Annotated in this window: 15 protein-coding genes; 8 read left to right on the top strand and 7 right to left on the bottom strand. The window is 57.7% G+C overall.

The window, feature by feature from the left end:
• Positions 1-428 precede the first annotated feature (428 nt).
• Positions 429-1,904 (top strand): hypothetical protein, encoded by a 1,476-nt coding sequence (locus tag VMJ32_09075; GenBank protein HTQ39170.1) that lies wholly within the window; start codon positions 429-431, stop codon positions 1,902-1,904.
• A 167-nt stretch (positions 1,905-2,071) separates the two neighbouring features.
• On the opposite strand, the gene VMJ32_09070 is transcribed toward VMJ32_09075, so the two are convergent.
• Positions 2,072-2,539 carry a hypothetical protein gene (locus VMJ32_09070; GenBank protein HTQ39169.1) on the bottom strand — a complete coding sequence of 156 codons (468 nt, stop codon included), beginning with the start codon at positions 2,537-2,539 and terminating at the stop codon, positions 2,072-2,074.
• Between the two features lie 529 nt (positions 2,540-3,068).
• Here VMJ32_09070 and nusA point away from each other — a divergent pair.
• The 6 genes from nusA (at position 3,069) to VMJ32_09040 (ending at position 12,851) form a co-directional block, all read left to right on the top strand.
• Positions 3,069-4,496, top strand: coding sequence for a transcription termination factor NusA (nusA, locus tag VMJ32_09065; protein ID HTQ39168.1), 1,428 nt, complete (start codon positions 3,069-3,071; stop codon positions 4,494-4,496).
• Between the two features lie 196 nt (positions 4,497-4,692).
• Positions 4,693-7,362: a translation initiation factor IF-2 gene (gene infB / locus VMJ32_09060; protein ID HTQ39167.1), complete on the top strand. Its 2,670-nt coding sequence runs from the start codon at positions 4,693-4,695 to the stop codon at positions 7,360-7,362.
• A gap of 169 nt (positions 7,363-7,531) precedes the next feature.
• Positions 7,532-8,008 carry a 30S ribosome-binding factor RbfA gene (rbfA, locus tag VMJ32_09055; protein HTQ39166.1) on the top strand — a complete coding sequence of 159 codons (477 nt, stop codon included), beginning with the start codon at positions 7,532-7,534 and terminating at the stop codon, positions 8,006-8,008.
• Between the two features lie 96 nt (positions 8,009-8,104).
• Positions 8,105-9,160 (top strand): hypothetical protein, encoded by a 1,056-nt coding sequence (locus VMJ32_09050; protein ID HTQ39165.1) that lies wholly within the window; start codon positions 8,105-8,107, stop codon positions 9,158-9,160.
• 152 nt (positions 9,161-9,312) lie between these two features.
• Positions 9,313-11,538 (top strand): tetratricopeptide repeat protein, encoded by a 2,226-nt coding sequence (locus VMJ32_09045; GenBank protein HTQ39164.1) that lies wholly within the window; start codon positions 9,313-9,315, stop codon positions 11,536-11,538.
• Between the two features lie 560 nt (positions 11,539-12,098).
• Positions 12,099-12,851: a YebC/PmpR family DNA-binding transcriptional regulator gene (locus tag VMJ32_09040; GenBank protein ID HTQ39163.1), complete on the top strand. Its 753-nt coding sequence runs from the start codon at positions 12,099-12,101 to the stop codon at positions 12,849-12,851.
• An 83-nt stretch (positions 12,852-12,934) separates the two neighbouring features.
• On the opposite strand, the gene VMJ32_09035 is transcribed toward VMJ32_09040, so the two are convergent.
• The 4 genes from VMJ32_09035 to proS all read right to left on the bottom strand — a co-directional run bounded on the left by VMJ32_09035 (position 12,935) and on the right by proS (position 17,974).
• Positions 12,935-14,506 (bottom strand): multiheme c-type cytochrome, encoded by a 1,572-nt coding sequence (locus VMJ32_09035; protein ID HTQ39162.1) that lies wholly within the window; start codon positions 14,504-14,506, stop codon positions 12,935-12,937.
• 70 nt (positions 14,507-14,576) lie between these two features.
• On the bottom strand, positions 14,577-15,737 hold the full coding sequence (locus VMJ32_09030) for a DUF1573 domain-containing protein (GenBank protein ID HTQ39161.1): 1,161 nt from the start codon (positions 15,735-15,737) through the stop codon (positions 14,577-14,579).
• 144 nt (positions 15,738-15,881) lie between these two features.
• The gene (locus VMJ32_09025; GenBank protein HTQ39160.1) at positions 15,882-16,421 is read right to left on the bottom strand and encodes a DUF4416 family protein; all 540 of its coding nucleotides are present in this window, start codon (positions 16,419-16,421) and stop codon (positions 15,882-15,884) included.
• A 20-nt stretch (positions 16,422-16,441) separates the two neighbouring features.
• The gene (gene proS, locus VMJ32_09020) at positions 16,442-17,974 is read right to left on the bottom strand and encodes a proline--tRNA ligase (protein ID HTQ39159.1); all 1,533 of its coding nucleotides are present in this window, start codon (positions 17,972-17,974) and stop codon (positions 16,442-16,444) included.
• 252 nt (positions 17,975-18,226) lie between these two features.
• Here proS and VMJ32_09015 point away from each other — a divergent pair, with 252 nt between their 5' ends.
• The gene (locus tag VMJ32_09015) at positions 18,227-18,937 is read left to right on the top strand and encodes a PEP-CTERM sorting domain-containing protein (GenBank protein ID HTQ39158.1); all 711 of its coding nucleotides are present in this window, start codon (positions 18,227-18,229) and stop codon (positions 18,935-18,937) included.
• Between the two features lie 60 nt (positions 18,938-18,997).
• Here VMJ32_09015 and VMJ32_09010 read toward each other — a convergent pair whose 3' ends face one another.
• Both VMJ32_09010 and VMJ32_09005 read right to left on the bottom strand, forming a co-directional pair.
• The gene (locus VMJ32_09010; protein HTQ39157.1) at positions 18,998-19,462 is read right to left on the bottom strand and encodes a hypothetical protein; all 465 of its coding nucleotides are present in this window, start codon (positions 19,460-19,462) and stop codon (positions 18,998-19,000) included.
• Positions 19,425-19,616: a type II toxin-antitoxin system HicA family toxin gene (locus VMJ32_09005; GenBank protein HTQ39156.1), complete on the bottom strand. Its 192-nt coding sequence runs from the start codon at positions 19,614-19,616 to the stop codon at positions 19,425-19,427. Before VMJ32_09005 ends, VMJ32_09010 begins: the two co-directional genes overlap by 38 nt.
• Positions 19,617-19,894 lie beyond the last annotated feature (278 nt).

The following is a 19,894-nucleotide window of genomic DNA, read 5'->3' as shown; positions in this document are numbered from 1 at the left end:
AAGGGGGAGTGCGGAAGGGGGAGTGCGGAAGGGGGAGTGCGGAAGGGGGAGTGCGGAAGGCGGAGGCGGAAGGCGGAGGCGGAAGGCGGAAAGAAGTGGGTGGTAGACATATTGGAAATTGGGATTGAGGATTGTTGATGGCGCGCAGCGGAAGGCTGTTGGCGCACTATAACAAACCGGTGGCCTAAAAAACGAAGGAATGGAGGGCGGGGAAGGCGGAAGGTAGGCAGAAAAAAAGTAGAAAGCTGTGTCGGAGGAGGAAGGTAGCGTTGGGCGGCGACAGCAGGATGATCGGCGAAAATAATTTTCGCACGTTGAGAAAAATGGTTGCAACCTCCCCAATCGAGCGATAACATGACGGGCGCTAGAGGCGATTACCCGAGCGGGTCTTATCATTTCGCCTTTTAACGTGGGAAAGGAGCAGAGCGATGAGGGAAGCTAGCTTTGCGCGATTCGTTGGTGCGCGCCGCGGGTGGGCCATTGCCCGGGCGCAACATGCAACGGGCAGCGGACCGCCTTTGGTCACGTTGAACCGCAAGGGCATCAGTTTGCTAGAAGTGCTGATTTCCATCGGCATTATGGCGGTGGGCATGCTGAGCGTGGCTGCGCTGATTCCAGTCGGCGCTGTGCAAGTGAACCGAGCGAATATCGAGGAGCGCAAAGCCACGCTGGCGCATAACGCGCTGCGCGAGTTTCAAATCCGCGGGATGGGAAACATTGCCAATTGGGTGCGCAATAACGGAGGAACGTGGAGCGCCTATTCTCCGTTGAACTTGGAGCTGCCTAGCTCGTTGGCTTATTATATTTCGTTTGAGTCGACATATCCCGCGGACTCGCCCGTTGCTCCGGATTTTGCTTTGCTGCCACCGGTGGCGATCGATCCCATGATGTTGGCGGTTGGCCACGAGGCAGGCCAGGACGGAGTGGTGGCCGGATTTCCGGCCGCTTATAGCGCGAATCCCGCGGCGAACCCTGCGTATGCGGCGAATCCGCTGGGCGGGCCGATCATGTCTCGGCTGGGACTGGCGCAGTTCGAAACCACGGCTAACAACGTTATTGCACCAAGCCGTGGATTAGCGGAAGCGGTGTTGGAGGCGGGTAACGACATTATCACAAACCGGTCCGACGACAATAGCCGTCCGGGAACCAACGAGCTGATTTACACCGATGCGCCCAAGAATTTGCAACCCCTGAAGCGCGATTATAGCGGCCAATTCTCCTGGTTGGCGGTGATCATGCCGAACGCACCGGCTCCTTTAAGCCCGACGGTGGTGCCGGCCAACTCGTTTCGCGCCCCGCAGTCGGGGGACGGATTGATTTTGGCGATCGTGGTTTTTAGCCGCAGGCAGCTGACGTCACCGGTTCCCGCCACCGATCAAGGGGGCCAAGAAGAATTGGTTCCGGTGCACTGGAATACATCAAACTCGGACTCTGCGCCGGATGCGACCGTGAATATTGGCGGCGGCGAATTCACATTGACCGACAGCAATGCCACATCCAATGCGACCGGTCGGCTAGGCATGGTGCAAGCGAATCAATGGATTATGCTGTGCCGGTATTCCTCGTACTACGCCTACACCTATCAATACGAACCCCGGCCAGACATGCTCATTACGGTCAATGTTTACTATCCTTGGCTGGAGGCCAAGTGGTTCCAAGTTGTTGCGACCGGCGAGATTGTCGCTCCCGCAAAAGCGCAAGCCAATTACACTCGCCAGATTACGCTGGCGGGGCCGGATTGGGGGAAAGATCCCACACCGCCGCCATCAACTGAGTTTGTGAAAACGCAAATAAATTGGCCTTCAGCAGTCCCGGAGAACTCTCGAAATTTCAACACCTTTGCCGTAATTTTGGACGGTGCGGTGGCGGTGCATCAGCAAACTATTCATTTGGGCAGCAATTGATTTGCCGACGAGATCAGAGCGAAACGCCAAGCGGGCCGCTGTGCCGCCAGCCGTGGGGAAAGGGAGATGGGAAAGACTAGCAGTGTCAGCGATTTATCGCTGGGGCGACGGCTCCGCCTTTGCCCCAGGCACCCAGGCGAGAGTCGGTGGGAGTTGCGGGTGGGAAATTATTTGGCCGCGGGGGGTGTTAGTAGTTCGCTGGGGACAAAATTTTGCAGGCGGAAGGTGTAGATGACGGTGCCGGGGACGGGGGCCGCGTGTTCGCCTTCGCCGGAGACGGCGCTATCGCTGAAGTCGAACTTGGAAGCGGCGATGTCTGGCGGGGAGAGGGAAAAGCTGGATTCGTTCTCCTGCTTCCTGCCGAAAAACGGCGTGTTGCTTTCGGCGATGAGCTGGCCTTGGTGGTAAACGGCCAAGTGCGCTACATGGTACATGGGGCGCGGCACGTTGTGCTTAATGGTGAACTGGATGAGGCCGTCTTTGTTTTTGGTCACGGTGACCGAAAATTCTTGGTCGTGCTTTTGAACATAGTCCGCGGTGACATCGCGCTCTTCGGTCAGGGCCTGGGCGGTACCGGCAATTCCAACGACAGACGATAGGCCGACCAATAGACCGATGAGAAATGTGGCTTTCATGGGTTCACTCCGGAAAAGAGATCGTTTTGGGTCATAAAGGGTGCGGCGACTTTGTTACAACCCGCGCAACATTGAGATGCCGGCCATCACCGTAAAGTTCCTGAATCAGCCGGGTTGACAGTCACTGGCCAGGCCGATAGATTTACTTGATTGCACAATACGTTAAGTTGTGTGGCGAAACGGGTTTCGTGCTGACGAGCGAATTGCTTGTAAGTGCGGAAGGCGCATGGGGTTCGTACGACCCACGGCCTTTTGAAGAACCTCGACCACGCGACGCAGGCCGGTGATCGCGGCGTGTCGGCAAGGGCTGATGAATAGCCTTTGTCGAAGTAGCCGCGGGAACGGGATGCGGGAACGCAGGATAGTCGTTCCCGTTTTTTGTTGGTGGAGGAAGGAAGAAGGCGGTAAGCGGTAGGGAAGAAAGTAGGCCACCGCTGGGCAAGCCCAGCGGCTAAATAAATGAACTTACCGCTGGCGAGCCCAGCGGCTAAATGAACGCGACGGAAGGCAAGCCCGGCGGTTAAATACCATGAACGCGACGGAAGTATTGCGAATTGTGGACTCGATCCACCGCGACAAGAACATCGACAAGGAAATTGTTTTCCAAGCGATTGAGGCTGCGCTGGTGTCGGCGGCGAAAAAGCAATACGGCGAAGATCAGGACATTACCGTCAGCATCGATCGGATTAGCGGGGCGATTTCCGGCACGCACAACGGGGTGGCGCTGGATCCGCAGGAGACGCTGGGGCGGATTGTGGCGCAAACGGCGAAGCAAGTGATCATTCAGAAAATTCGGGAAGCGGAGCGGGATTCGCTGTACGACGAATATCACGAACTGATGGGGCAAATGGTTCCCGGCGTCGTGCAAAAGTACGAGAACGGAACCGCCACGGTGTCGCTGGGAAATACGGAGGCCATTTTGCCCCGCAGCGAGCAAATTCCCGGCGAAACGCATCATCCGAACGAACGGGTGCGGGCAACCATATTCGACGTGAAAAAAGTCGGCAGCCGGGTGAAGGTGATTTTGAGCCGGACACGACCGCAATTAGTGCAGCGGCTGTTCGAGCAGGAAATACCGGAAATTGCCGACGGCGTGATTGAAGTGCGGGCCTTGGCGCGGGAGCCGGGGTACCGCAGTAAAGTGGCGGTGAGCAGCAGCGACCAGCGGGTCGATTGCGTGGGGGCATGCGTGGGGGTGCGCGGCAACCGGATTAAGAATATTGTGGATGAATTGGGTGGCGAGCGGATTGACATTGTCCGCTGGAGCGACGATTTACAGCAACTCATCCCCAACGCGCTGCAACCTTCGGAAGTGGACGAAGTGATTTTGTGCCAGATGATCGGCAAGGCGATTGTGCTGGTGCGCGAAGATCAGTTGTCGCTAGCGATTGGGCGGCGGGGCCAAAACGTGCGGCTGGCCAGCAAGCTGTGCGGTTGGGACATTGAAATTATGACCCGCGAAGAGCTCGACTCGGAAATTGAGCGCGCGGTGGCGGGCTTTTCGGAATTGGATGGAGTCGATCCTTCGCTGGCCGAACGGCTGGTGGGCGAGGGCTTCCTGACGTACGACGAGCTTTCGGTAATTGAGCCGGACAACATGATGAGCATGGGCAACCTGACCGAGGAGCAGGTGCAGCACATTGTGGATCAGGCGGAGCAGCGAGCCGAAGCGGCCGAAGCGGCGGCGGCGGTGGAACGCCGTCGGCAGCGGGAGCAGGAACGAATTGATGCCGCCACGGCCGAGGCCGATCAAAAGGAAGCAGAGTTGCAGAAAGCGGCGGGATTGCCTGCCGGTGTTTCGGCTCCGGCTGCAAGCGTATCGGGAGCATCGAGTTCGGAAGCGGCCACGGTTGGAAATGGGGTCGCTGGAGCAGACGACCGCGACGAATCGGCTGCCATGTCGAGCGACCAACCCGCGACCACAGGGGGAGAAACTGCTTCCGGCGGCTCGAATTAGCGCTGCCGAAAAGGGTATACTAGTGGGCTGGTTTTGCGATTGCTGGGCCAGCGTATACTTAGAGGTTTGCCCTGCGGACGGTTTTTTTCGTCAATCGACCCGCCTGGGGAGACTTGAACATGGTTTGAATAACATCACAAGCCGATGGCCGCGCGTCGATTCGCTCCGGCCGGGCTGAAGTGAGGGAGAGCTGAATTTGCCCGCGCGTATTTACTCGCTCGCCAAAGAGCTGAAAATCGACAGCAAAGAACTGGTGGATATCTGTACGAAAGCAGGCATCACCGGGAAAGGCTCTGCGCTGGCCAGCCTGGATGATGACGAAGTGGCGCGGTTGAAGGAGTTTCTTGGGGGCCGCAGCCGTGGGCACGAACGCGTGGCGGGATCGGCCAGTTCTTCCGCGGTGGCCGTGGCGGCGCCGCCGGACAAGCAAACTTTGACGCGGGAGCAATACATTCCTCCGGGGGGCGTATCGGGAAAGCCACCGGTCCTGGAAGCTCCCAAACCGGACAAGCCGCCGATCGAGCTGCGGAAAAAGCCACTGGAGCCGCGACCGGTTAATCGCGGGACCCCCGCAGTGCGTTTGGCACAGTTGCCGCCATCGGGCGCCAATGCGCCGGTGGAGCCGTTGAAGCCGGCCGAGCCTGCGCCGCAAAAGCCGGACTTGCGATTGCCAGCGGACGTGGTTCGGGCGAGTAAATCGGGCGCGAAGCCGCTATCGGAACATTTGAAAAAAGCGGAAGAGCGGCGTCGCACCGATGAACAAGTGAAAAAGCCTGCGCCGCGGGGTGCTGGTCCGGCACCGTCTACAAGCAGTGGGCGCGGGGGCGGCGGGGGAGCGCCCCTTGCGCGAGAAGGGCGGGAACAACGCAAGCGCGGCGGCGGCAAAGCGATGGTGGGAGGAGATGCGGAGGAACTTGGTTCCTCGTTGGGGGGCCGCGAAGCGCGGCAACTGAATCGCAAGCGTCAGGCGGCCGAACAGGCCAAGCGGGGCGGGCGCATCTCGCTGGATGAAGACGCTCCTGTGGTACGGAGCAGCCTGAAGCGCATTAAGCGGAACAGCGGCGGGGGGGTGATTGCACCGCGGAAGACTAAGGCCACGATCCAATTGCCTTGCACGGTGCGAAGTTTTTCGGAGGCGTTGGGCATATCGGCCAGCCAGGTGCTGGGGAAACTGCTGGCGTTGGAATTGGGAATGATGCCCAACATTTTGACGCCGCTGGATGCTGACACCTTGGAATTGCTGGCGGCCGAGTTGGGCGTGGAAGTGGAATTGAAAAAGCCGCTGAGTGTGGAAGAGCAACTTCAAACGCTGACGGACTCGCAGCCGGATGATCCGGCGCAATTGGAGGAGCGACCGCCCATTGTCACGTTCCTGGGGCACGTGGACCACGGCAAAACATCGCTGTTGGATAAGATAATCGGGATTGACGTAGCCAGCGGCGAAAGCGGCGGGATTACGCAACACATACGGGCTTACCAAATTGAGCGTGACGGGCGAAAGATATCGTTTGTGGATACACCGGGGCACGAGGCGTTCACCGAAATGCGTGCGCGGGGGGCGAATGTTACGGACATCGCCGTGCTGGTGGTGGCGGCCGACGACGGGGTGATGCCGCAGACCGAGGAAGCCATCAGCCATGCGCGCGCGGCGGGCGTGCCGATTGTGATCGCGTTGAATAAAGTGGACTTGCCGGGCGTGAATTACGACCGCATTTACAATCAGTTGGCGACCGCGGGATTGCAGCCGCGGGAGTGGGGCGGTGACGTGGAATTGGTTAAATGCAGCGCGCTGACGGGCCAAGGGATTGATGATTTGCTGGAAATGTTGCTGTTTGTGGCCGACGACAAACAATTCAAAGCCAACCCACATCGATCCGCGGTGGGGACATGCCTGGAATCGGAACTGCACGAAGGCCGGGGCGTGGTGGCCAAGTTGATTGTGCAACGGGGCACGCTGCGAGTGGGGGATTCGCTGGTATGCGGGGCTGCCAGCGGCCACGTGAAAGCGATGCACGATACCCTTCAGCCGCGGCGCAAGCTGGAAGAGGCGGGACCGTCCACGCCGGTGAACGTGACCGGACTGGATGTTGCTCCGGCGGCGGGGGATAAGTTTTACGTGCTGGGCGATATTGCCCAGGCGCGAGAGATTGCGTCCCAGCGTGGCGCGCAAACTCGGTTGGAATCGCTGGGCACGACCGCGCCGCAACACGTGACGTTGGAAAACTTATTCCAGCGGCTGGGCACGCAGGAAGTGCAAACGCTGAACATCATTTTGCGAGCCGACGTGCGAGGCTCGATCGAAGCGATGCTCAAGGAATTCGGCAAGCTGGAGCACCCGGAAGTGAAAGTGAAAGTGTTGCAGGCCACGGTAGGAGGCATCAGCGAAGCCGACGTGCATTTGGCCGACGCCTCCGATGCGGTGATCATCGGGTTCAACGTCGTGCCGGATGAAAAGGCGCGGACATTGGCGGAACGCAAAGGCGTGCAAATTCGCCGGTATGACATTATTTATCAAGTCACCGACGATTTGAGAAAAGCCTTGGAAGGCATGCTCAAGCCCGAAAAGCGCGAGGCCGAGTTGGGCCGGGCGCTGGTGTTGCGAACGTTTGTGATCAGCCGGGTGGGCACCATTGCCGGCTGCCGGGTGCTGTCGGGGAATATGCAGCGCAACAGCCGGATGCGCGTGATCCGCGACAGTCGAATTGTGGGCGATTACCCGGTGGAATCGCTGCGGCGTGAAAAAGACGACGTGCGCGAGGTGCGCGAAGGTTTGGAGTGCGGGATCAAGCTTGCCAATTTCAACGATCTCAAGGAAGGCGATGTGCTGGAGTGTTACCGCGTGGAAGAAATTGCTCGGACGTTTTGAATGACGACTGATCCGCCGCAGTGGAAATGACCAATGACCATCCCGGCGCGGCGGGAATCGTCATTCGGTATTCGTCATTTTCGACAAAAAGTACTGTTTTTCAGGCAATTTGACCGCCATTTTTGGCCTAGATTTAAGAAACCCCCAGCGCGCTTTGGTTTGCCTAGCTATGTCCGCTCGCCGCCTCCTGAAAGCCGCCGAAGCCATCCGCGAAGTGGTGAGCATGGCCATATTAACCGAGTTGAGGGACCCGCGGATTCGCGATGTGACGGTGACGCACGTGGAAGTTTCGCCGGACATGCGGAACGCCAAAGTTCACGTTTCGATCATGGGCGACGAGACGAGGCAGAATTTGAGCCTGCGCGGGCTGCAAAGCGCGGCGGGATTTTTACAAGCGAAAATTGCGGAGCGGATAGACACGCGATACACGCCGCGGCTGATGTTCATGCTTGACCAGGGAGTGAAAAAATCGATTGAGATCGCGCAGCTTCTGAGGCAAGTGCTGCCGCCTGAGGACGAAACGCACGAGGTGGATGTTGAAGAAGCGAACGTTGAGGAAGACGAAATCGACACACCAGAAAGTGCTGATGCCGCGTCCGATGAAAACCGCACGCGGGCCGCGGACCGCCGACATCGACCGCGGTAATACAAAACACGAGGGGACAAAACCAAGTCGGAATTGCTTCCACATAGTAAATCATTCAAAACGAAGATTGGTCCTTGCAACATTCATTCAAAAATTATGTCTGGCACGAACCGTAGCACGTTAATTGCGAAATTGTACAAGGTGCTCAAGCAGCGTTATAAGCCGGTATTGCACAACGGCGATCGGCGACTGCTGGAGCTGATGTTGTTTGCCTGTTGCTTGGAAAACGCGGCGCATGACAAGGCGGAAAAAACGTACGAGCACCTGCGGACGTCGTTTTTCGATTGGAACGAAGTGCGCGTGAGCACGGTCAAGGAACTGTCGGAGGCGATGCGCGACCTTCCGGACCCGATACTGGCGGCCTCCAACTTAAAATCGGTGTTGCAAACCGTGTTCGAGGCCACGTATTCGTTCGACCTGGAAAACGTGAAGAAGCAGAATATTGGGGTGGGCATCAAGCGATTGGCGAAAATGGAAGGCGCTTCGCCGTTTGTCGTGGCCTATGTAACGCAACAGGCCTTGGGCGGGCATTCGATTCCGCTGGATCGTGGCGCGCTGGAGGTGTTGTACATCATTGGGTTGGCCACGGAAGCGGAGCGGCAATCGAGCAGTGTGGCCGGGCTGGAACGGGCGATTCCCAAAAACAAAGGGGCGGAGTTTGCATCGCTATTGCACCAATTGGCGGCGGAATATGTGGCTAATCCATTTGCGCCGGCCATGAAAACGCTGTTGTTGAGCATCAATTCCGACGCCAAGGACCGGTATCCCAAGCGTGGGCAAAAAAAGCCTGAGCCACCCGTCGCTTCAGCGCCGCACGGCAAAAGCGCGGCTGGCAAGGGAGACGGCAAGGCAGATGCCGCGAAAATATCCGCGGGTAAAGAGTCGGATAAGAAAGGCGCAGCGGCCAGATCGTCCGAACAGGCGGCGCAGGCCGAGAAAGCGCCGGGAAAAAAGGATCGCGCGAAAGAGGCCCATAAAGCGGGAGCTGCCAAATCGATTGCGGCGGAGCCGCCTGCTAAAAAGTCGGCGCACAAAAAAGCGGGAGCTGCCAAGGCGGCGGGCGGGCACGGAACCGCGGCTTCCCGTCCTGCAGCCCGATCCGCTGGCACGAAATCGGCCACGAAACGTTTGGCCAAGCGTAAGCCGCGGTGAATCGCGTACAATAAGATCGTCAAGGCTGAATGAAGATTGTCCGGGCTGATTCGCGCCGACCCCGGTGGGCTTTGCTGGCCGAGGACTTCGGGGTCGGCAGGCGTAGCAGAAGGAATCGGCTCGGGCCGAGTTTGCTATCCAACAGGTGCGTAATGAAAAACCGATTGCTGTTTGCAGCCGGGGCCAGTGTGGCGGCGTTATTGCTGGCTTCGCCGTGTTTATTAGCCGATCCCGCGCCGCCGGCCAAGCAACCGCTGGACAATCCGCTGGAAGCATTGTCCCCCAAGCAACCCCGGAGCGAGGAAGAAGAAGATCGCCTGGCGGCGCTGGCCCATTTTTCGGCCGGCCACATGCTCCAAGAGCGCCAGCAATTGCCCGAGGCGCTGCGCGAATACGAGCGGGCGATACGGTACGATCCCGATGCCACGCCGGTGCTGCGCGAATTGGTACCGTTGGCGTTCAGCGAGGATCGCCCAGACGAAGCGCTGCGGTACGCGGTCAAGTATGTCGAGCAAAATCCGATCGATGCAGAATTATTGCAGCGGGCGGCGGAATATCTGGCCGAATCGGGGCAGTGGCAAGACGCGCTCAAATTGTACAAGCAGGCGGCAGTGCAGTTGGCAAAAGAAAAGCCTTCTTCGCAGCAGATCGCGGTGCAAATGGAAATTGGGCGGCTGTCGTTTCTGACGGAACAATACGCGGATGCCGCCGCCGCGCTGAAGCAAGTGATGGAAGCATTGGAAGCGCCCGACAAATTCGGCATTGAGGCGACGGCACAAAAACAACTTCTTGGAGAAGGGGGCGCCACGTACGATTTGATGGGGGAGGTATTTCTGGAAGCGGGGCAACCCGAGAGTGCCCGGCAGGCGTTTGAGCATTTCGATAAAATACGTCCGAATCCAACGAGTTTGGCGTTGAATTTGGCACGGGTTGAATTGGCGGCGGACAAGCCGCAGGAAGCGCTGGCGGAGTTGCAAAAGTATTTTGACGCCGGCGCCACGGATCAGGAAACCGCCCCCTACGAAGTGCTTGCCAAGGCGCTGAAAAAACTCAAGCAAGATGAGCAGTTGATTGCGAAGCTGGAGGCGATTCGCAAGGAGCAGCCGAAAAACACGTCGCTGGGCTTTTTCCTTGGCCAGCAATACCTTGAGGCCGGGCAGCTCGATCAAGCGGAATCGCTGTTGGAAGCGGCCCACGCCGAGCAGGCAAACGAAAAATCGTACCGGGCCCTGGCCGACGTTTATCGCCGCAATCATCAAGCGGAAAAATTGTTGTATCTGCTGGCGCAAATGCTGGAAAAAACCGGCTCGCTGTCGGCGCTGGGCGAGGAAGCCAAAACCATCGCCGACGACGAGAAAACAACCACGGCCCTGGTGAAAGCGGCCCAAATGTACCACGCTGTCGCTGCGAAAACAGATCAAGATGTCTTTACGTTTCGCGCCGCCGGATTAATCGCCGCTGAGGCCAAACGCTGGAACGATGTCGAAACGCTGTTTAATTTAGCGCTGAAGGCCGATCCCAAAACGGCGGGCGAGCTGTATTTGGTGTGGGGGCTAGGTTTATTCATGGACGACAAATACGCCGAGGCGGCCGCCGTATTCCAACGGGGCATCGACGAGAAGGCGCTGCCTGACGACAAGCCCGATTTGTACTTTTACCTGGCCGGAGCGTTGGAAATGGAAGGCAAGACTGACGCGGCGCTAGCCGCCGCCAAAGTGGCCGCCGACAAAGATCCGAAAAATCCCACTTATGCCAGCCGCACGGCCTGGATTTTTTATCATGCCAAGCGCAATGACGAAGCCGCCAAAGCCTATCAGGCGGTGCTGGACAAGTTCGATTCTGACTACACCACGGACGGCGCGCGGGATACCTGCAAAGAAGCCCGCGACGCTTTGTCGAATTTGTGCACGCTGAAGAACGAGACGCCGCAGGCCGTGGAATGGCTGGAGCAAGTGCTGGACGAATTCCCCGACGACGCCGGCGCCAACAACGATTTGGGGTTCCTGTGGGCTGACGACAACCAGCATCTGCACCGGGCCTTGAAGATGATTAAAGTGGCCGTCGCCGATGAGCCCGACAATTACGCCTACCAAGATAGTCTGGGCTGGGTGCTGTTCCGCCTGGGGCGCAATGGGGAGGCGCTAACCGAATTGCAAAAAGCCGCCGACGTGAAAGAGCCCGACGGCGAGGTGCTGGACCACTTGGGGCAGGTGTACGCCAAATTGGGACAAACCGCCGAGGCCCAAGTGGCCTGGAAGAAAGCCGCCGAGGCCTTTAAGAAAGCGCGGGAAGAGGAGAAAATGAAGGCAGTCGAGAAGAAAATGACCAATGACCATCCCGGCGCGCCGGGACCAATGACCAATGGGACGGACAAATGACCAATGACCAAGCCTCAATGACCGATGATGGCCAGTAACAAAATGACCAATGACCAAATCCCAATGACCAATGAAGCAGCAGCGCAAAGCCTTAGCGATAAGCAACCGAAATTTGATCTTGCGGAACGCACAGCGCGATTTGGCGAGCAGGCAGTTCGGTTTTGCCGGACGTTAAAATTCGATGCCGTGCTATCGCCACTGGTCAAGCAATTGGTGCGATCAAGTACAAGTATCTGTGCGAACTACCTGGAAGCGGATGAAGCTGGGTCAAAAAAGGAGTTTCGTTACCGAATCAGCGTTTGCAAACGAGAAGCTAGGGAATCGCAGCACTGGCTCCGAATGATTGTGGCTGCCGAGCCGGCGGTGCGCGACACGGCCATAGAACTTTGGAAAGAAGCAAAAGAATTGGTTTAATTTTCGCCTCAATCTATCGACGATCGAGCAACCCACGATAGAAATTCTGGTCTTCAATTGATCCTTCGATTAAATCATTGGTCATTGGAGCTTGGTCATTGGTCATTTAGAATTCAATTGTCAACCACAGCATTCAGGGTATTCTCATGGCTGGCCATTCCCATTGGGCGAACATCTCGCGCAAGAAGGCGCTGATCGACAACAAGCGCGGCAAAGTTTGGAGCAAGCTGGCCAAAGCGATTATCGTGGCGGCCAAATTGGGGGGCGGCGATCCCGACGCCAACCTGCGTCTGCGGTATGCCATCGATGCGGCCCGCGCCGTCAGCATGCCCAACGACAACATTGCGCGGGCCATTAAAACGGGCACCGGCGAATTGCAAAGCGGTACGCTGGAAGAAACGATTTACGAAGGCTACGGTCCCGGTGGCGTGGCGGTGATGTGCGAAATTTTGACCGACAACCGCAATCGTACCGCGCCGGAAATTCGCAAAGTTTTCGAACTGAACGACGGCAAGTTGGGCGCTTCCAACTGCGTGGCCTGGATGTTCGAACGCAAAGGACTGTTTGTCATCGGCGCAGAAAAAACCGATGAAGACAAGCTGATGGAAATTGCCCTGGAGGCCGGCGCCGACGACGTGAAGCAAAGCGGCGATAAGTTTGAAGTCACCTGCAACGCCAATCTATTTGCCAAAGTGGCCGGCGCGCTGGAAAAAGCGGGCCTTGCGCCCGAGAGCAGCCAATTGACGCGGATTCCCACCAACACGGTAAACGTGGACGATCCCGACACCGCCCGCAAGGTGCTGAATCTGATGGAAGCACTCGACAATCACGACGACGTGCAAAGCGTGGCCGCTAACTTCAACATTCCCGACGAGGCGATGGCACAAATTGCGGGGTGAGAGATCAGAAGTTGCCTTGGAGCAAGAATATGCTGCCCCCTCCCACGGAGAGAGGTTTTTGAAACTGGCCTGATTGCTAACTGCTAGTCTTTTCCGTGATGTTCGACTTTGGGCCAGTATTGATCGAAGGCATCGCCGCCTTTGAAATTGATGCTGTTGTCGATGTCGTGGCACTTGAGGCAGATGTCGATGACTTTTCGGCGGTCGGCGTCGGATTTGAGCGATAAGCGGAGTTCTGCGCGGTAGCGTTCCTTGTCGGCTTCAGAGGCTTTGATTTGAAAGGTTTCGGCGGCGACGTGGTTGGAGGCGGGGCCGTGGCAGTTTTCGCAGCCGTTGCCGGCGAGCGCGGGAGTTTTATCGAGGCTTAAATAACCGCCGTCCCAGGGGAAAAACTTTTGCGGTTCCCAGCCGGTGACGTGGCAACTGAGGCATTCCGGATCGGACTGACGGGGCGGATCCAAATGCGCCAACGTTTCCAACGCCTGAGCGTGCGGCGTTTTTTTCCAGACGGCGTAGGCTTGGGTGTGGCATTCGCTGCAGGCTTGCGAGCCGACAAACTTCCGGCCGCCGGGATAGGCCGCGGGCTTCAGACCCAAGCCTTCCAGGCCGATGTCTTTGAGTTGATCTTGATACGAGGCCAACACCCGCTTCATGCGGGCCGAATCGCCGAAGCGGGCATCGAGCGGCACGCGCTGATAGCGAATGCTGTCGGGCGAATTGTCGTATAGACCCAGCACAATGGCGTACATGCCTTTGGAACCCAGTTCGATGAGGCGGGTGGCAGTGCCTTCGATGACGGTGGCTTGTTTGGGGGGGACTTCTGCGCCGCCGGCGCTAACCACGATTTGAAATTGCGGATATTTTTTCGCCAAGGCGATCGATTCGTCCTGCGTGGCGCTGGCCAGCAAGACCAGAAAATCGCACTTGGCCGCCGTAAGCTTGGGCAGGCCGTCGGCAATGGCTTTATCGGCCGGTTGAAATTGGAGGTCTTGGTTGTTGACTTGGCTGCGCTGTTCATCGCCTAGCACGCTGAGGACGCCGATTTTCAAACCGCCGGCTTCGATGACTTGGTCGAGGGGCAATGTTTTTGGGTCGAAGGCGAAGAGGGCGGCATTGGTCGAGACAAATGGCGACGGCTGATTTCCGACCGGGGCGACACTGGCCAATAGCTCGGTAGCGGAGAGCCGGAGATCGTTTGGACCCAGGCCGACGGCCCGATAGCCCATGGTTTTGAGCGCGTCGGCGACGGCTTGAAATTTGATTTCCTGTTGACGGCCGAAGCGGCGGACCTGGTCGCCGACATCAAGCGCGACGACGGTCCAATTTTGGGCGGCCAGATCGGTGAGGAGCCGATCTCGCCGGCTGAGCCCGCCCTGTTCGTTTTCCTTGCCGGAGCAGCCGCAGGGTTCGATGTATCCTTGGAGGAGGCCGGTGAGGACCAGCGCCACTTTCGGCCGGGGCCAATCGGCAAACAGGGTCGGCTCCAGTGATGCAGGGCGCTGCCAATGGTTGGCGGCGCTGGGCACGGTTGGTGAATCGCCGGCCGGTTGAGCGTGGGCCGTGCTTCCGCCGCGGAAAATGACAAGGGCCAGCGCCGCCGCGGCCAAGCATAACAATGCGGCCGGCAGGAGCCGCGAGAGGAGAAATGACTTCATGATGCTGCGTTGGCCGTACCGCTTGTTGGCCCTTCCAGGTTCCGTCCTGTGCCTCAGTTTTTTTCGCCACTCACTCTCCGACGTCAAACCGCACCAAGATGCGAATGGTTTTCGCTTCCGGCAGATCGGTTCCGATTAACACTTCGCCGAGCTTTCCTTCTTCACCGCCCAAATGGAGCGCCGGCCGAGAGCCGGGTGGAATTTCCAGCATCACCGGCAAGCGCATGGGGGTGTCGCCCGTGCCGCCCAGCGGCTCGCCCAGGGTAACTTTCAAATCGTCGGGGGTCACCTGCTTGATGGTGGGATGCAAATCTTTGCGATGCGTGCCGTGAGCCACGATAAACAGTTCGGTTTTAATTCCTTCTCGGCCACTTACCGTGCCCAGTGTCAGCAAACTATGATCGTCGTCCCAACCACGACCGGCGATGACCACATCGCTGATGGTGTTTCCTTCGATGGGCAATTCGATGGGGTCTTCGGCCAGGTTCAAACGGATTTGGATTTTCTGCCGAAACGCTCCCAAAGGCAAGCCAGGTTTTACGGTGATGTGCAAGACGACGCCGCTTTGGGCATCTTTTTCGTCATGGAGGACGCTGGCGGGCATGGGCACGGCCTGGAATTCGAACTTATCGGCCGTGGACGTTTCGGTGAATTCGTGTCCGACCACTTCCAGTTGACCGGGCCGATAGGAAAAAATATGGACTTCCGCCGTTTGCGGCTCGCCGGCGGAAATGGAACTGAAGGCCAGGCTGGTGGGAGTCATCCGATAGGAATTGGTGACGTCGCCTGAGATGGTAAAGGTTAGCTCGGGGCGGGCGGGATCGTTGGTTTCGATGGTGGCGCTTTGGCGGAACGGTCCCGGCTGGACGTCTCTGGCTTTCCATTCAATGGTCACCGTGGTCGATTCGCCGGGTTTTACGGTTTCGCCGGCCAGCTCGAACTTGGTGCAACGGCAGGTGGAGGCGCCTTTGTGGAGCGACAGAGGCGAATGGCCTTCGTTGCGGATCGTGAAGACGTGCGTCTTGAGGCTTTCGCGCTCCATGCTGCCGAATTTGTATTCTTCCTCGTCCGCCACCACGTGAGGGGCGTCGGGAGAAACCGGGCTGTTTTGCTGCGCCAGAGAGGCATCGACGGTGCTGGTGAACGAGGCCCCTAATTCCATGACGGTTAAGCCCAAGCCAAAGGCGAGGCCCAACACAACCGCCAGGATGATGAGAAACCAATGACGCATAGGGGATCAGAAAAATGTGAGGATGAGTGTGGCCGAGATGAAAGATGATATTTGGACGAACCTTTATTATAACCACTGCGATGTAATGATGGATGTTCCTACGGCGGCCGTAGAGGGCCGGTTTTGAGCGGCCCCAAACCGTTATTATTGGCGGTGCAACTGCTGCTTGAAATACCCCCGGCAGTCGTCGAAGAATTGTTGGAAATCGGGGCGGCGGTAATCGGGATAGGTCCACTCGCTCGCTTGCCAGCCGCCGCCGCGGAAGGAGAGGGTGATTTCGGCGTAAATGCCGCGGCCCAAGTACAGGCGATGGCTGTGATCCTTCGTCGAGGCCAGCACCAACTTGGCCAGCGTGATGTAGCCGGGATCGAGATTGAGCGGCCGCGGCTCAGGGTGCTTTTTTAGGCCGGCATATTCGGCTTCCCAGGTGTTGGATTGCAGTTTGAAATCGATGAGCCGCTCGGGATTGATCATTTTTTCAAAGGCGAAAAATTGTTTTTTGAGGGCCGGGCCCATCGAGGCGGTGTAATAGTCGGTCTCGTTGAATTCAAAGGCCGGACTGGTTAGCGCGACGGACCCCCAGTGCGATTCCGCCGTTTCCCGCGCCCACACCAGCGCCTGCTCATGCCGGCTAAAAGCGGCGAGAATTAACAGCACCGGCGCAGGTTCGACAGGTGATCCCATGCTATTGAGATTACACTCAATCAATATGCCTTGGCCAACACGGCACGGCGCGAACTGGGCTGGCCGGTGAAAATGCATTTGCCCGGCTCGGGTTCGCAACCGGCCAGCGCGCCTGCAACCGGTAGGCAGCGGATGCTGACTTTGAGATCGGCCAGGGTTTTTTCCACCTCCGCGCTTTCGCACACATGGCACAGGGCAAAGCCGCCGTGGATTTCCGGCTGCTCGGCATTTTTGGGCGTGAACCAAGCTTTGAATTCGTCGAGGTGGTCGATTTTCCGCGTGTTGACTTCGCGGTATTGGAGCGCACGCTGAAATAAATTCGTTTGCATTTCGGTGAGCGTCTTGCCGACGTTGGCAACAAACTCTGCGCGGGGCACGCCTCCTTTTTCGCCCGGCTTGTCGCGGCGGGCCAAAAACACGGCGTCGCCGGCGACGTCGCGGGGACCGATTTCCAACCGCAGCGGCACGCCGCGCTTAATATGTTGCCAGGCTTTCTCGCCGCCGCGCAAATCGCGGGCGTCCATGATGACGCGGACCGGCTCGCCGTCGTAGGTTTGCGCTTTGAGCTCGGATTCCAGCTTGCGGCAGAAATTTATGACGGCGGTTTTTTCTTCGTCGCTCCTGAAGATGGGCATGATGACCGCGTGCGCCGGAGCCAATCGCGGCGGCAAAATCAGGCCGTCGTCGTCGGCGTGGGTCATAATCAATCCGCCGATGAGCCGCGTGCTGACGCCCCAAGACGTGGTCCAGCAGAATTCTTCGCGTCCTTCGCTGGATAAGAATTTAATCTCCTGTGCTTTGGAAAAGTTTTGTCCTAGGAAGTGCGACGTGCCCGCCTGCAGTGCTTTGCGGTCTTGCATCATCGCTTCAATGGCGTACGTGTTGACGGCACCGGGAAAGCGCTCGCCGGCGGTTTTTTCGCCCCGGATCACCGGCATGGCCATGTAATCCTGGGCGAAGGTGGCATACACGTCGAGCATTTTCAGCGTTTCTTCCACCGCTTCCTGCTGCGTGGCATGGGCGGTGTGTCCTTCTTGCCACAAAAATTCCGCCGTGCGCAAAAACAGCCGGGTGCGCATTTCCCAGCGGACGACGTTGGCCCATTGATTGATGAGAATCGGCAAATCGCGGTACGATTGCACCCACTTGGCGTACATGGCGCCGATGATGGTTTCGCTAGTGGGGCGGACGACGAGCGGCTCTTCCAGCGGCGCGGTCGGCACCAACCCGCCTTTGGGTCCGACTTCCAAACGGTGATGCGTCACGACGGCGCACTCTTTGGCGAAGCCTTCGACGTGGGCCGCTTCTTTTTCCAAAAAGCTGAGCGGAATGAACAGCGGGAAGTAAGCGTTCTGATGCCCGGTCTCTTTGAACATGCGATCGAGCGCTTTTTGAATGTTCTCCCAAATGGCGTAGCCCCAGGGTTTGATGACCATGCAGCCGCGGACGGGCGAAATTTCCGCCAGGTCGGCGGCGCGGACCACCTGCTGATACCATTCCGGATAATCTTCCTCACGGGTAGGGCTAATCGCATTTTTAGGCGGCTTGGGCATTTTCTTAGGTGATCCGTGGTCAGTGGTCTTTGGTCAGTGGACGGTTGGGGCATTGTAGAAAAGCGAGCCCGCGGCCAGCAAGGGAAGTGTGTAATGGCAACAAAAATGAGGGCGATTTTTTCGCGGTTCGGTTCGCAGATGAAATTCCGAAATTCAGCAAAAATTTGTTGACATGGGGAAGGCTTTCGCTGAAACTGTGCATTATCTTTCTGGTTAGTTTCTATTCTGCTCGAGGACCTTATGAGACACAGCATGCGATTCCGCGGAACGGAGTTGAGCGTGTTGGCGTGTCTGGCGGTGGTGGTAATTCCCAATCTTTGCATGGCGGCGGCGACCACGGGGATGAAGACGCCCTATTATCAGAAGTCCGACAGTGCGCTGGTGTACACGTCGGCCGGGTATCATCTGGATGATTTTGAGGACGGCTTTTCGATCAACGACACGGGCGTGACAGTGACGTCGTTGAATGGGTGGTTTGATGTCGGCGGCTATTCCGTCGACGCTGACGACGGTGTGATCGACGGCTCCGGCAATAATGGCCATTCGCTGGAAGTGGTTACTGCGGGCGGCCAATCGGAGGCAACTTTTACATTCAACAGTGGCGTGTTAGGCGGGCTGCCGTTAAGCGCCGGGCTGGTGGTCACCGCATGTGACGGTGGGGGAACCATGGTGTTTACCGTATACGATTCGAGCAACAATGTCTCGGGCACGTACACTCTCAATGCTCCTTTTGCCACCCAGCCAACCAGCGATGATTTTTTGCTGTGGGGCTCCGATCCGGCCGGGATTTCCAAAGTTGACTTGACCTACAATAACGCCTTTACTCATATGTTTGTCGACCACTTTCAGTACGACATGCTGAACACGGTTCCCGTGCCGGAGCCGGCGTCGCTGGTGCTGGCCGCGACTGGCGGAGGTTTGGCGTTCCTCCTGCTGCGGCGTCGAAAGCAGGCGCGACGCTAAAATTAATGACGTCCGAAGTTTCCAGCATGTTTGCGTCTGCGATAGGCGCAAACGTGCGCGTCACGTTCGGTCAATCGGCTCTAATGCTGCGGCACGCAAATAATCAGATAGGCCTTGAAAACCCTTGCCGCGGGCGATGCCTTCCAGCATCGCTTTTTCTTCCGCAGTGAGCCGAACGTTCACTTGCTGGGTCCGTTTGCCGCTGCGTGCTGCTGAAGGCGGATTGCGCCCCTGCTCCAGAAAATATGCCACGGCGGCAGCGAGCGCTTGCCGAGTGGATTTGATGCAGGCTTGCGGAGATGCCCCATCGCCGAACACATGCGGCAGTTCCAGCCCGCGGCCGTACCAGTGGCCGGCGTCGTTTTCGAGAATGATTTGATACTGTTCGGCCAAGGCGGCAGCTTGTTTCAATACATCGGTCCGAAAGGGTCGACGCAACCGCAATTCTTTTTCTCCCGCCCGCGAACGGTTGATCTCCTTTGCTCCTTTATTCTTCTTCGATGAGGCGTTGGATTTGACGGACATAAAATGGCTTAACCTTGCCCTTGTGCACAGGAATCGACAACAGTTGCTTGCCCGGTTTCTCGAAAATATGGTGAGAGCCGGAAATCCGAGCCAGCTGGTAGCCGGCTCGTTCCAACTGTTTCTGGATCACCGCAAATCGTTCTTCGCTCGCCATTCTAGTATACCCTGTGCTATACGGAAAGTCTCATTTTTTGCCTGCTTCTCAACGTTGCCTTCTGCGACACCTATCAGATAGTGTTAAAACTGTCAACAATCAACGAAGGCGGTGCACAATGAAGGCGAAATTATGGACTAAATAGGTACTCCACCTGATCGAAGCGCATTTAGGCTGCGGAAGCGAAGGTGTGTTGCATATCAAGGTAGTGATTATTGTTGGCTTGAAACCAGTCGTAGGCCAAGTCGAGCAGCTCCTCCAGCGTGCGACAGCGGTGG

The sequence above is a fragment of the Pirellulales bacterium genome (assembly GCA_035499655.1).
Classification (GTDB): domain Bacteria; phylum Planctomycetota; class Planctomycetia; order Pirellulales; family JADZDJ01; genus DATJYL01.
The sequence above is the reverse complement of the archived record's forward strand: the minus strand, read 5'-3'. Positions and strand labels throughout refer to the sequence as shown.

Excerpts from the sequence above, each read along its gene's own strand:
- VMJ32_09075 (HTQ39170.1), top strand. The coding sequence starts at position 429 with ATGAGGGAAGCTAGCTTTGCGCGATTCGTTGGTGCGCGCCGCGGGTGG.
- VMJ32_09070 (HTQ39169.1), bottom strand. The coding sequence starts at position 2,539 with ATGAAAGCCACATTTCTCATCGGTCTATTGGTCGGCCTATCGTCTGTC.
- nusA (HTQ39168.1), top strand. The coding sequence starts at position 3,069 with ATGAACGCGACGGAAGTATTGCGAATTGTGGACTCGATCCACCGCGAC.
- rbfA (HTQ39166.1), top strand. The coding sequence starts at position 7,532 with ATGTCCGCTCGCCGCCTCCTGAAAGCCGCCGAAGCCATCCGCGAAGTG.
- VMJ32_09050 (HTQ39165.1), top strand. The coding sequence starts at position 8,105 with ATGTCTGGCACGAACCGTAGCACGTTAATTGCGAAATTGTACAAGGTG.
- VMJ32_09045 (HTQ39164.1), top strand. The coding sequence starts at position 9,313 with ATGAAAAACCGATTGCTGTTTGCAGCCGGGGCCAGTGTGGCGGCGTTA.
- VMJ32_09040 (HTQ39163.1), top strand. The coding sequence starts at position 12,099 with ATGGCTGGCCATTCCCATTGGGCGAACATCTCGCGCAAGAAGGCGCTG.
- VMJ32_09035 (HTQ39162.1), bottom strand. The coding sequence starts at position 14,506 with ATGAAGTCATTTCTCCTCTCGCGGCTCCTGCCGGCCGCATTGTTATGC.
- VMJ32_09030 (HTQ39161.1), bottom strand. The coding sequence starts at position 15,737 with ATGCGTCATTGGTTTCTCATCATCCTGGCGGTTGTGTTGGGCCTCGCC.
- VMJ32_09025 (HTQ39160.1), bottom strand. The coding sequence starts at position 16,421 with ATGGGATCACCTGTCGAACCTGCGCCGGTGCTGTTAATTCTCGCCGCT.
- proS (HTQ39159.1), bottom strand. The coding sequence starts at position 17,974 with ATGCCCAAGCCGCCTAAAAATGCGATTAGCCCTACCCGTGAGGAAGAT.
- VMJ32_09015 (HTQ39158.1), top strand. The coding sequence starts at position 18,227 with ATGCGATTCCGCGGAACGGAGTTGAGCGTGTTGGCGTGTCTGGCGGTG.
- VMJ32_09010 (HTQ39157.1), bottom strand. The coding sequence starts at position 19,462 with ATGTCCGTCAAATCCAACGCCTCATCGAAGAAGAATAAAGGAGCAAAG.
- VMJ32_09005 (HTQ39156.1), bottom strand. The coding sequence starts at position 19,616 with ATGGCGAGCGAAGAACGATTTGCGGTGATCCAGAAACAGTTGGAACGA.